The 12,327-nt window shown below is 68.2% G+C and carries 10 protein-coding genes; 3 read left to right on the forward strand and 7 right to left on the reverse strand.

The features are described from left to right. Window positions 1-16: 16 nt before the first annotated feature. Genes tal through VI480_RS08910 form a run of 4 tightly spaced genes read right to left on the reverse strand, consistent with a single transcriptional unit; the run spans window position 17 to window position 4,810 of the window. On the reverse strand, window positions 17-1,150 hold the full coding sequence (gene tal, locus VI480_RS08895; RefSeq protein ID WP_323672477.1) for a transaldolase: 1,134 nt from the start codon (window positions 1,148-1,150) through the stop codon (window positions 17-19). Window positions 1,151-1,183: 33 nt separating this feature from the next. Further along, window positions 1,184-3,133: a transketolase gene (tkt, locus tag VI480_RS08900; RefSeq protein ID WP_323672478.1), complete on the reverse strand. Its 1,950-nt coding sequence runs from the start codon at window positions 3,131-3,133 to the stop codon at window positions 1,184-1,186. Window positions 3,134-3,160: 27 nt separating this feature from the next. Then, window positions 3,161-4,333 carry an FIST signal transduction protein gene (locus tag VI480_RS08905; protein ID WP_323672479.1) on the reverse strand — a complete coding sequence of 391 codons (1,173 nt, stop codon included), beginning with the start codon at window positions 4,331-4,333 and terminating at the stop codon, window positions 3,161-3,163. A gap of 15 nt (window positions 4,334-4,348) precedes the next feature. Then, window positions 4,349-4,810 carry a hypothetical protein gene (locus VI480_RS08910; protein ID WP_323672480.1) on the reverse strand — a complete coding sequence of 154 codons (462 nt, stop codon included), beginning with the start codon at window positions 4,808-4,810 and terminating at the stop codon, window positions 4,349-4,351. Between the two features lie 72 nt (window positions 4,811-4,882). On the opposite strand from VI480_RS08910, the gene VI480_RS08915 reads away from it, so the two are divergent. Further along, complete coding sequence (locus VI480_RS08915) at window positions 4,883-5,338, forward strand: nitroreductase family deazaflavin-dependent oxidoreductase (RefSeq protein WP_323672481.1); 456 nt, start codon at window positions 4,883-4,885, stop codon at window positions 5,336-5,338. 102 nt (window positions 5,339-5,440) lie between these two features. Here VI480_RS08915 and VI480_RS08920 read toward each other — a convergent pair whose 3' ends face one another. Beyond that, window positions 5,441-6,625, reverse strand: a complete 1,185-nt coding sequence (locus VI480_RS08920; RefSeq protein WP_323672482.1) for a M20 family metallopeptidase — start codon at window positions 6,623-6,625, stop codon at window positions 5,441-5,443. A 119-nt stretch (window positions 6,626-6,744) separates the two neighbouring features. Between VI480_RS08920 and argG the strand changes: the two genes are divergently transcribed. Next, on the forward strand, window positions 6,745-8,112 hold the full coding sequence (gene argG / locus VI480_RS08925) for an argininosuccinate synthase (protein WP_323672483.1): 1,368 nt from the start codon (window positions 6,745-6,747) through the stop codon (window positions 8,110-8,112). A 24-nt stretch (window positions 8,113-8,136) separates the two neighbouring features. On the opposite strand, the gene VI480_RS08930 is transcribed toward argG, so the two are convergent. Continuing rightward, window positions 8,137-10,401, reverse strand: a complete 2,265-nt coding sequence (locus tag VI480_RS08930) for an NADP-dependent isocitrate dehydrogenase (protein WP_323672484.1) — start codon at window positions 10,399-10,401, stop codon at window positions 8,137-8,139. A gap of 55 nt (window positions 10,402-10,456) precedes the next feature. Next, window positions 10,457-11,977, reverse strand: a complete 1,521-nt coding sequence (gene tcuA, locus VI480_RS08935) for an FAD-dependent tricarballylate dehydrogenase TcuA (RefSeq protein WP_323672485.1) — start codon at window positions 11,975-11,977, stop codon at window positions 10,457-10,459. Between the two features lie 110 nt (window positions 11,978-12,087). On the opposite strand from tcuA, the gene VI480_RS08940 reads away from it, so the two are divergent. Continuing rightward, window positions 12,088-12,327: Ldh family oxidoreductase (locus VI480_RS08940; RefSeq protein WP_323672486.1), on the forward strand; the 240-nt coding region annotated here is incomplete at its 3' end.

Consider the following 12,327-nt stretch of genomic DNA (forward strand, 5'->3'; position numbering starts at 1 on the left):
TCTGCCTGGCGAGCCGTCAGGCGAGCGAATCGGCCTTCGTCTGCAGCGACACCAGCAGCTCGTCGAAGCTCTTCGTGAATGCGGCGACGCCTTGCGCCTCGAGCGTGTCGGCGACGCCGTCGAGATCGATGCCGTGCTCCTGGACGGCATCAAGCACGTAGCTGGCCGCGGACTGGTCGGCATCGACGGTGCGACGCAGCTTGCCGTGATCGCAGAAGGCCGCCAGGGTGTCGTCGGGCATGGTGTTGACGGTGTGCGGGCCGATGAGCTCGTCGACATACAGCGTGTCGGGATAGGCCGGGTTCTTCGTGCTGGTTGACGCCCACAGCGGACGCTGCACTTGGGCCCCGAGCGCTGCGAGGCGTTCCCAGCGCGGCCCGCTGAAGATCTCGCCGAAGCGACCGTAGGCGGCCTGCGCCTGCGCCACGGCGGTGCGCCCCCGCAGGCCCAACGCGCTGGGTGTGCCCACCGAGTCGAGCCGGCGGTCGACCTCGGTGTCGGTGCGGCTCACGAAGAACGAGGCCACGCTGGCCACGCCCGACAGGTCCGCGACGCCGGATGCTACTCGATCCTCGAGCCCGCTCAGGTAGGCCTCGGCCACCTGCTCGTAGCGAGCCACGGAGAAGATGAGTGTCACGTTGATGCTGCGGCCCTCGGCGATCATCTGGCGAATGGCGCCGAGACCTTCGAGCGTGCCGGGAATCTTCACCATCAGGTTCGGTCGTGCGATGGCCTCGTGCAGATCCCGGGCAGCCTGGGTGGTGGCCGTCTGATCGTGCGCGAGCGACGGGTCCACCTCGACTGACACGAATCCGTCGGTGCCGCCCGATGCCTCGTGCACCCCTTCGAGCGCCCTCAGGGCACCCCGGATGTCGCTGGTGACCAGTTGCCAGTAGGCGTCGTCAACAGAAGTGCCGCCGCACACGAGGTCGCCGAACTGCTCGTCGTAGTCAGGCGACGACTCGATGGCCTTCTGGAAGATCGACGGGTTTGACGTGAGGCCGCGGATGCCCTGTTCGACCCAGGCGTCCAGCTCGCCACCGGTGATCCAGCCCCGGCGGAGATTGTCGAGCCACGGACTCTGCCCGCACTCGGAGTACAGCCCCTGTAAGCGCCCATTCGTAGTGCTGCCGTTGCCACCGTCGGTCATCAAGATCTTCCTGTGCGCGTGCCTGCTCAGGTTCTACAGCAGCGCGCGGGCTGCATCGGCGATGGCCGGTGCGGTGAAGCCGAAATGGTCCATGAGGTGGCCACCCGGCGCGCTCGCGCCGAACCGATTCATCGTGACAGTGGCATCTGCGTAGCGGTCCCAGCCCATCGCCGAGCCCGCTTCCACGCCGAGCACCGGCACGCCCTGCGGGAATACGGCGGCTCGATACTCAGCGTCTTGGGCCTCGAAGAGATCCCAGCTCGGCATTGACACCACCGAGCTGGCGATGCCGTCAGCAGCGAGCAGTGCGGCCGCGGCTGTGCAGCACTGCACCTCGCTGCCGGTGCCCGCCAAGATCACCGCCGGCGCCGGGGTGTCGATCAGCACGTAGGCGCCTAGGGCGACCTGCGATGGGCGGTCGGTGCCATCGAGCACGGGGACGTTCTGGCGTGTCAGCACCAGCGCGGTCGGGCCGGCTCGCTCGACCGCGATCTGCCACGCCTGAGACGTCTCGTTGGCGTCGGCGGGCCTGATCACGCACAGGCCCGGGATCGCCCGCAGCGATGCGACGTGCTCGACCGGCTGGTGGGTCGGCCCGTCCTCGCCCACGCCGATCGAGTCATGCGTCCAAACGAAAACAGTCTTCGCGCCGCTCAGGGCCGCCAGCCGCACAGCGGGCCGCATGTAGTCGCTGAACACCAGGAACGTGCCGACTGCCGGCAGCACGCCGCCGTGCAGCGCCATGCCGTTGGCCACTGCACCCATGGCGTGTTCGCGGACGCCGAAGTAGAGCTTGCGCCCACCCGGATTGGTGGCCGACAGCACCTCGGCGGCCACGTTGGTGCCGGTGTTGCCGGTCAGGTCGGCGCCGCCGCTGATGAGGGCGGGCACGGTGTCGAGCGACGCGTCGAGCACCCGATTGGCGGCGACCCGGGTGGCCATCTGGGTGCCGGCTTCGAAGGTCGGAAGATCTGACATCTCGCCGTTCACTGCGCCGGCCGACCACAGCGCGTCGAGCCAGCCGCGATCGTGGCCGCTGGCCGCGAGCCGAGCCTCCCATTCGACGCGCTCGGTTGCGCCATGTGCACCGGCTGACCGGTAGGCCTGCACTACGTCGTCGTCGAGGGCGAACGTCGCTTCGGGGTCCATGCCCATCGCCTGCTTGGCCGCAGCGATTTCGTCCGCGTCGGTGATCGCGCCATGCGCGGCTGAGGTGTCGGCCGCCGTCGGCATCGGGTAGCCGATGTGGCTGCGGACGATGATCATCGAGGGACGATCGCTGACCAGCGTGGCCTCGCGCAGCGCTTGCTCGAGAGTGGCGGTGTCTTCGGCGGCCTCGCCGAGGTCGGCAAGGTGCCAGCCGTACGCCTCGAAGCGACGGACGGCGTCGTCGCTGAGCGCCAGTTCAGTGCTGCCGTCGATCGTGATGTGGTTGTCGTCGTAGACGGCAACGAGGCGGCCGAGCTGCTGGTGGCCGGCGAGCGATGCTGCCTCGTGGCTGATGCCCTCCATCAGATCACCGTCGCTGACGATCACGAACGTGCGATGGTCCACCAAGTCCGCGCCCAAGCGGGAGCGCAGGCCGCGCTCGGCCATCGCCATGCCAACGGCGTTGGCAAAGCCCTGCCCCAATGGGCCGGTGGTGACCTCCACTCCTGGCGTGAGGCCGTATTCGGGGTGGCCGGGCGTGATCGATCCGAGCTGGCGGAAGTCTCGGATGTCATCGAGCGTGACGCCGTAGCCCACTAGGTGCGCCATGGCGTAGACGAGCATCGAGGCGTGGCCGGCCGACAGGATGAACCGGTCGCGATCGGGCCAATCTGGTGCTGCGGCGTCGTAGCGCAGGATGCGGGTGAACAGCACATGCGCCAGGGGCGCCAGCGCCATCGCCGTGCCGGTGTGGCCGCTGCGGGCACGCATCACGGCATCCATCGCCAGTGCCCGGATGGTGTTGATCTGCCGTGCTTCGAGAGTGGTGTTCATGTCGCCGGATTCATGAGGCTGGGTTCATCATTGCCCATCAGCGTCAGAGAACAGCGCCATCGAGGCGGTGAAACCGTGCACGTATGAGCGCGCTCCGACCGGGCCGATTTCGCCGGCGCAGAACATGCCGGCCACCTCGGCCGACGTCCGGTCCACGAGCGCCGACGCGTCGTGATGGGGAGCGTCGAACAGGTGGGTGCCCCGGCCGTTGCACGTGAACAGCAGGGCGCCCTCGGTCTGCGGCGAGTGCGCGAGCGCGGCGCGCAGGTCTTCGTTGGCAGTGTCGGCGTCGCGCACATGAAACTGCACGGTCGCGCCGATCGGCGCCTCGTCGCCGATGGCAATGGCGCCGCTCTCACGGTCTGCGCCGAGCACGCCGCGGATCAGGAAATCGCCGCGCTCGAAGTCGATCTTGCGCTCGTCGGTCACCCGGCCCACGTGCAGCCCTCGCTGCACCAGGCGCTGGTCAGCGGGGTCGAGCTTGGAGAACACCTGCTGCAGCCGCTCGAACGGCGGCATGCCCCCGAGCGACTTCACCACGTTGCCCTCGGCCTCGGTGATGATGTAGGGCTGGCCGATCGGGCGGCAGCCTTGAGAGACCAGGTGCGTCACGGTGGCGCTGCCACCCACGATCAGGGCCGCAGCGCCGTCGCGGTGCACGCCGCCGTCCACGACGATGCGGTTGCCGCCCGGCATGGGTGCCCCAGACGACAGCCCGCCCAGCACGCTCACATCGGGCCAGCGCTCGGCCCAGTGCCCGAGGGCGGCATCGACGGGGTAGGAGTACGGATCGGCCAGCACGATCATCGAGAGATCGCCGGCGGCGTGCACTTCGTCGAGCGCGGCCGCGAGCGCGTCGTCGTCGGCAGCCGGATCGGGCACCCCGCCCAGCCGGAGAGCGCGCGCCCGCGGCGCGTTGCCGCCGCCCAGGCTTCCCACCCACAGCACCGCGGCGGTTTCTTCCTCGATCTCACGCTCGCCCGCAGCCACCGAGACCGCCGTGGTGCCGATGAATGCACCGGGGTTGAGCAGCTCGAGCACCGCCGCGGCGATCTCGTCGGTGTTGCCCATGTGCTCGCCCGAGGTGAACAGCACGGCGACATCGGGTTGGACTCCCAGCGTCTCGAGCACCCGTCCCACGATCTCGCCGGTCGCGATGCCGGGATCGGCGTGCTGGGACAGTCCGACGGTGAACGGCATGCGTGCCTGGCCGGCCTAGCCGTCCTGCTGCGCGGGCGTGCCGGTCCAGCCGCCCGTGGCCGGCTCCGACGAAGGTGCAGGGGGCTCAGAGTCCTCCGCGGGAGGGTTCATGGTCAAGGGGACCACCACGACATCGCCCTGGTCGATGCGGCAGTGGGCCTCGATCGTCGACGGCTCGTCGAAGCTGAGCTCGGCTTGCACGAGGTTGTAGCCGAACTTCCCGGGCTCGACGCTGAGCGGTTGCACGTTGCGCGCGACCTGCTCGTCGCCGCGCATGAATCTCACCTCCAGCGCTGCCAATCCGGTATGTGAGGCGGGGCAGCGCACGAGCACGAGCATGTGTGGCGTGATCGTCACCGGGAACGGTCCGGGAGCCGCCGTGGAGAAGTGAACGCCGCCCAGATCGATGCGGGCTGCGCCGCCCGCGGCCTGGCGCATGTCGAAATGCTCGATGAACAGCGCGGACATGATCTGCACGCTGTGGATCGTAGGCGTGCAGCACACCTGTCAGGCGAACGCATTTCGGCTCAGCCTCCTAGATTGCTCGGCATGGCAAACAGCGAGAAGTTCGAAGGCGAATACGGACCCAGCACATGGGGCTGGGTGCGGGAGCAGGCGGACGCGTACGAGGCGTCGAACGGCAGCGAAGCCAACACGCTGCGCGACACCGGCTTGCCGATCATCGTGATGACAACGGTCGGGCACCGCACCGGCCTCGTGCGCAAGGTTCCGCTGATGCGAGTTGAGCATGAGGGCGAGTACGCGATCGTCGGCTCCAAGGGCGGCGCCCCGGCACATCCGGGCTGGTACCACAACCTGATGGCAGATTCGACCGTGCTCATTCAGGACGGGCCTCAGCCTTTCGAGACCACGGTGCGCCTCGTCAGCGGAGCCGAGCGTGAGGCGTGGTGGGAACGGTGCGTGGAAGCCTTCCCGCCTTACGCGGAATACCAGGCCAAAACAGATCGCGAGATCCCGGTCTTCATCTCCGCCCGTCCCAGTTGATCGCGCCGCAGCTTCGCGCTGCGCTGCCCGCTCTTGTTCCCACTCTCAATTGGACGCGGGCTCATGGGCCGCTCGGGTCTCGGCTTCGCCTTCGGCTCAGCCTCAACGGGCGAGCAGCTGGCGGTAGACGTTCGCCGCCCGTTCGAGCTCGGCGATCTCGACCCATTCGATCGCTTGGTGAGCCTGATCGATGGAACCCGGGCCGAACACCACGATTTGGTCGGCCACCTCGCCGTAACGCAGTGCGTTCGTGCCGAAATCGGCCACGGCGGGGCTGTGGCCTGACATCTCCGCCAGTGCGGTGACCAGATCGCTTCCGGGCGCCTGGAAGAAGGCGTTCTCGCCCAGACCGTTCGCCAGTTCCACCTTCACCCGCGCAGGCAGCGCTGCGGCGCGCACCAAGTCGGTGAGGCGAGCGAGTTCTTCTTGGTAGTCCTCGCCGTCGGCGATTCGCCTGCCGATGTACAGCTCGCATTGGTCGGGAATGATGTTGCGGGCCCGCCCGCCGCCCATCTCGTTGACCGACACCGTGCCTGCCCCGAGCACGCCGACGTCGCGTTGGCTCGCCAAGCGTTCTTGCTCGGCGTCGATGGCCGCGATGATGCGGGCGCCGGCGGACAGCGCATTGATGCCCAAGTGGGGTTTGGAGGAGTGTGCTGCACGCCCCTCGACCTCGACTTCGAGGCCGAGCCCGCCCTTGTGGCCGTACACCGGGACGCACATGGTCGGCTCGGCGACCACGATCTGCTCGCGGCGCTCGTTGCGTTCGAGCAGCCGGTCCCGGTAGGCGCCCGCACCCGCCAGGCCGCCGCCTTCCTCGGAGATCGTGCCCACCAGCTCGACGGTGCACATCGGCTGCTGGCCGGCGGCAGCCATCTCGGCCAGCACGGCGAGCACCACGGCCATTGTCGCCTTGGTGTCGACGGAGCCTCGCCCCCAGACCCGTCCTTCGCTGATGCGGCCCTCGAAGGGATCGCCTTCCATGTGCTCGACGCCGACGGTGTCGAGATGCACGTCGACGGCGAGCATGCGCTCTGTGCGGCCGGCGAAGCGGGCATACACGTTGGGACGCCCGGGCTCGATCTCGTGGAGCTCGACCTCAGCGCCCAGCGCTGCCGCTCGCTCTGCCACCCAGTCGGCCATGTCGGCCTCGGCGACGGTGCCCGAGCGCGGCCCGTGATGCAGCGGGTTGACGCTGGGGATGCGCACTATCTCGCTCAGCAGCCCGGCAATGGAATGGCCGGTGGCGGTGCCGTTCATCGTGCCTGTCGCCTCGCCGTCGCTCATGAGTCACCTCTTCGTGGCGGAGCGTACGCGCAGCGCGATCAGTACGCGGCGAACATCGGCGTGGGGTCGGCCGAAAAGCACAGTCGATGTGGCGGCCGGACGCCGTACCGTTGTGGCCTATGTTGACTGGTCCTGTGCCTGCTGGCGGTTCGCGTGTGCTGGCCGAGCTTCCCGTGGGGGCGCGGGTGGGCATAGCGTTCTCCGGCGGGCTCGACACCTCTGCGGCGGTGGCGTGGATGAACGAGCGTGGCGCGCTCGTGTGCGCCTACACGGCCGATCTGGGTCAGTACGACGAACCCGACTTGCCAGGGGTGCCGCAGCGGGCACTTGACTACGGCGCCCACGCAGCACGCTTGGTGGACTGCCGAGCCGAACTGGTGCGAGAGGGCTTGATGGCGCTGCAGTGCGGCGCGTTTCACATCTCGACAGCCGGCCGCACATACTTCAACACCACGCCGCTGGGCCGAGCGGTGACCGGCACGATGCTGGTGGCGGCCATGGCCGAGGACGGCGTGGACATTTGGGGCGACGGCTCGACATACAAGGGCAACGACATCGAGCGCTTCTACCGTTACGGCCTGCTGGTCAACGCCGGTCTGCGTATCTACAAGCCTTGGCTGGACTCGGCGTTCGTGGACGAGCTGGGCGGGCGTGCCGGGATGAGCGAGTTCCTGGTGTCGCGCGGCCTGCCGTACCGGGACCCCACCGAGAAGGCATATTCCACCGACGCCAACATCTGGGGCGCCACGCACGAAGCCAAGCAACTGGAGGACTTGGGCACGTCGATGGAGATCGTTGAGCCGATCATGGGCGTCGCCCACTGGGATCCGGCGGTCGGAATCGACACTGAGGACGTCACGATCCGCTTCGAGGCTGGTTGGCCTGTTGCCATCGGTGGGCGGGAATTGTCGGCCTCAGGCGCTGAGGGCAGCGATCACGTCGCGCTGGTGCTGGAAGCGAACGCCATCGGCGGGCGCCACGGCCTCGGCATGAGCGACCAGATCGAGAACCGTGTCATCGAGGCCAAGTCGCGTGGCATCTACGAAGCACCGGGGATGGCGCTGCTGCACATCGCGTATGAGCGGCTGCTGTCGGCGATCCACAACGAAGCCACGCTCGACAATTACCGCACGATGGGTCGCCGGCTGGGTCGGCTGCTGTACGAGGGCCGCTGGTTCGACCCCCAGGCGCTGATGCTGCGCGACTCGCTGCTGCGCTGGCTGGGCTCGTCGGTTTCGGGCGAGGTCACGCTGCGGCTGCGCCGCGGCGACGACTACTCAGTGCTCGACACCAGCGGCCCGGCGCTCACCTACGCGGCAGATCGCCTGTCGATGGAACGAGTCGAAGACGCGGCGTTCGGCCCAGGCGACCGCATCGGGCAGCTCACCATGGCGAACCTGGACATCGCCGACAGCCGAGAGAAGCTCGCGGCCTATCGCGACACCGGCCGGCTCGGTCCCGGCGGGCTGGCCGAACTCGATACCTGATTTGAGCGTCGGCGCTGCTCGGCGTCAGCCGCCGCTGCGGAAGCCGTCGAGGATGTCGTTGAACGTGGCGCTTGGCCGCATTGCTGCTTCGGCGAGTGCCGGGTCGGGCAGGTAGTAGCCGCCGAGGTCAACCGGCACCCCTTGGCATTCCACGAGTTCGGCAATGATCTGGTTCTCATTGGCGGCCAATGCCGCCCCCAGCGGGGCGAACCGCTCGGCGAGGTCGGCATCGGCGCCCTGGCGGGCCATCTCGTCGGCCCAGTGCTTCGCAAGATAGAAGTGGCTGGCGCGGTTGTCGGGCTCGTTGACGCGGCGGCTGGGAGCGCGGCCTTCGGCGAGCCATGTGCCGATCGCAGCATCGAGCGTGTCGGCGAGCAGCTGCGCGACGGGGTTGGCGGCCACACGGGCCAGATGTTCGAGCGACACCGCCAGGGCCAGGAACTCGCCCAGGCTGTCCCACCGGAGGTGGTTCTCGGCCACCATCTGCTGGACGTGCTTGGGCGCTGAGCCGCCGGCGCCTGTTTCGAAGAGGCCACCACCGGCCATGAGCGGCACGACCGAGAGCATCTTGGCCGACGTGCCCAGCTCGAGGATCGGGAACAGGTCGGTGTTGTAGTCGCGCAACACGTTGCCCGTGACCGAGATGGTGTCTTCCCCGCGCCGGATGCGCTCCAGCGAGAAGCGGCAGGCATCGGCCGGGGCCAAGGTCCTGATGTCGAGCTCGCCGATCGAGGCGTCACCGGCCCGCCGTTCCGCCAGCCGTGCATCGACCTTGGTAATGAGCTGCGCATCGTGGGGCCGTTCGGCATCGAGCCAGAACACGACCGCAGCACCGGTGAGCTGACCGCGCTCGATGGCCAGGTCGACCCAGTTGCCGATGGCTGCGTCGTTCGTAGTGCACATGCGCCAGATGTCGCCCTCGGCGACCTGGTGGCTCATCAGTACCTCGCCGGACTCTGAGGTGACCCGCATGGTCCCGGCAGCGTCCACCTCGTAGGTCTTGTCGTGACTGCCGTACTCCTCGGCCTTTTGGGCCATGAGGCCCACGTTGGGCACCGAGCCCATGGTCGTTGGGTCGTAGGCGCCGTTGGCGCGGCAGTCGTCGATCACCGCTTGGTAGATGCCCGCGTAGCTGGAGTCGGGGATGACGGCCTTGGTGTCGTGCTGATTGCCCTCGGCGTTCCACATCTGGCCAGACGACCGGATCATGGCCGGCATGGACGCGTCCACAATGACGTCGCTCGGCACGTGCAGGTTGGTGATGCCGCGGTCGGAGTCGACCATGGCCAGGCCGGGGCGCTCGGCGAGCGTGGCGGCGATGTCGGCCTCGACGGCCCCGCGCTGCGCTGCAGGCAGCGACTCGACGGCGGCCAGCACGTTGGCCCAGCCGTCATTGGGGTCTGCACCGGCGGCCGCGAGCGCTTCGGCGTGCCGGTCGAACACCGGTGCGAAGAACGCTCGCACTGCATGGCCGAACACGATCGGGTCGGAGACCTTCATCATGGTGGCCTTGAGATGCAGCGAGAACAGCACCTCTTGGGCACGGGCGTCGGCGATCTGGCCGTCGAGGAACTCGCGCAGCGCGGCGATCGACATGAACGTGGAGTCGACGACGTCGCCGGCACCGACCGGGACCTTGCGCATCAGGCGCACGTTCCCCTCGTCATCCACATGCTCGATGCTCAGTGAGCCTGCTCCGCCTGCCGTGGCCGACTGCTCGTTCGAGCGGAAGTCGCCGCCGGACATCGTCGACACGTGGCTCTGGCTCTGCGGCGACCAAGCGCCCATCGAGTGGGGATACTGGCGCGCGTATTCCTTGACGGCGCGGGGTGCGCGGCGGTCGGAGTTGCCCTCGCGCAGCACCGGATTCACCGCCGAGCCCTTCACCCGGTCGAAGCGCTCGCGAATCTCGCGCTCGGATGCGTTGGCGGGGTCGTCGGGGTAATCGGGGACTGCATAGCCCTTCGATTGCAGCTCGGCGATGGCGTCCTTGAGCTGGGGGACCGAGGCAGAGATGTTCGGCAGCTTGATGATGTTGGCGCCGCGGTCTTGGGTCCACTCGCCGAGTTCGCTCAGCGCATCGCCGATTCGCTGGTGCGGCTCGAGCACGTCACCGAAGGCCGCGATGATCCGTCCTGCCAACGAGATGTCACGTGTCTCGACGTCGACGCCGGCAGCGTCGGTGAATGCCGTGATGATCGGCAGCAGCGAGTAGGTGGCCAGCGCCGGAGCCTCGTCGGTGTGGGTATAGACGATCTTCGAACCAGAGTCGTTGGGCGAGGAAGACATAGCGATTGGACGCTACCGCCCACCGGGGAGCCGCCGCCCGTCCGGCTGCGGCGGTTCAGCCGGCTGCGTGCGCTGCGGCGGAGCTTCCCGCCAGGCGGCCGAACACGGCACCCGCTGAGAGGCCCGAGCCGCCGGGGTAGTTGCCGTAGAACAGTCCGCCCACCAGCTCGCCCGCGGCATACAGGCCCTTGATCGGCCGCAGGTCGGTGTCGATCACACAGCCGGTCTCGTCGACGCGCAGCCCGCCGAACGTGAAGGTCAGGCCGCACGTCACCCGGAACGCAGCGAAGGGAGGCGTTTCGATCGGCATCGCCCAATTTGTCTTGTCGGGGCTGAGGCCCCTCGTGCGGCGGCCGTCGAGCACGTTGGGGTCGAACCCGACGCTGCGGTCGACCGCTGCGTTGAACTCGCTGATGGTCGCCAGCGCTCGCTCGGTGTGCACGTCTTCCATGCGCGCGCACAACTCCTCGATGCTGTCGGCGGTCACTTTGGTGACCTGCCGGATGCGGTACTCGTCGCGCAGCAGGTGATCGGTGCTGGCGTCGAAAACCTGCCAAGCCGAGTGCCCTGGTTGGGCAAGGATCTCGCGTCCGTAGCGGGCGTAGGTGTAGTTGCGGAAGTCGGCGCCCTCGTCCACGAAGCGCTGGCCGTCCTGGTTCAGCACGATCGAGAACGGGTAGCTGTGCTTCTGGAAGCCGTCGCCGACGGCAAGGTCGCCGAACTCCGGGGCGTTGTAGTCCCACGCCACGGCGTGGGCGCCGCTCCAGTTGCCGTACGGCATCGCACCGATGTCGAGCGCCATTGCGATGCCGTCGCCGGTGTTGAAGCGGGTGCCGCGCACCTTGGCGAGGTCCCATCCGGGACCCAGGTAGCGGGTGCGCCATTCGGCGTTGGCTTGGAATCCGCCGGCTGCCAGCACGACAGCGCTGCACTCGACGTCGATCACTCGGGCACTGCGGCGTACGCGAACACCTCGGACAGCACCGCTGTCGTCGGTCAGCAGCGAGCGTGCCGCGGCTTCGTGCCACAGGTCGATCTGGTTCCGACCGAGCGCCGCCCGCAGCGACTCCACGAGACCCTCACCGCCGCCAACCGACTCCACCGTGAGCCCACCCCAGAATGTGAAGCGCCCATCCACTTTGAAGGCCTGGCGACCCCAGATCGGCGCGAAACGCACGCCGTGGCTCGCCATCCACATCAGCGTGTCCTTGCTGCGGGTGACGAGCATGTCGGCCAGATCGGGATCGCATCGGTAGTCGGAGATGCGGCACAGGTCGGCGTAGAACTGCGCTTCGGTGTAGGTGCCGAAGTCGGTCACCTCCACTTCGGCGTCGGTGAGATCGGGCATCAGCGCTCGCAGGTCGTCGACGCCGTCGTAGGCGAAACGGATCGCACCGGCTGTGAAGCGGCTGTTGCCGCCGGCTTCGGCCTCGGGCGCCCGCTCCAGCACCAGCACCCGGGCGCCGCCCTCGTGCGCTGCGAGCGCTGCGCACATCGCCGCATTGCCTGCGCCCACCACCACCACGTCGTAGTGCTCCGCCGGGTTTGCGGCGGCCGATCGGTCAGGCGCATTCACGCCGGGCGAGCCTATGTGGAGCGTCGCGACAATGCGGGAGAGAGGTCGGTTGGTTGCATCGCCGTGCTCCGGTGCGGAAACGAGCCAGGGGAGCGGCGTACGCTGCGGCGATGAGCCAATCCAGCACAACCGACGACGCTGCGAACAGCGACGTGGTGATCGACCATGACCGTCTCGCCGGCTTCATCGCCGAGATCTTCCGCCACACTGCGTGCTCCGATGCCGAAGCGGAGCGCATCGGCCGCAGTCTCGTGGGCGCCAACCTGGCGGGCCACGACAGCCACGGCGTGATCCGTTCGGCGCTGTACGTGGATCTGCTGGCCAACGGCGTTCAGCTCGCCGACCAGGAG

Source organism: Candidatus Poriferisodalis multihospitum (genome assembly GCF_028283155.1).
Lineage (GTDB): Bacteria > Actinomycetota > Acidimicrobiia > Acidimicrobiales > Poriferisodalaceae > Poriferisodalis > Poriferisodalis multihospitum.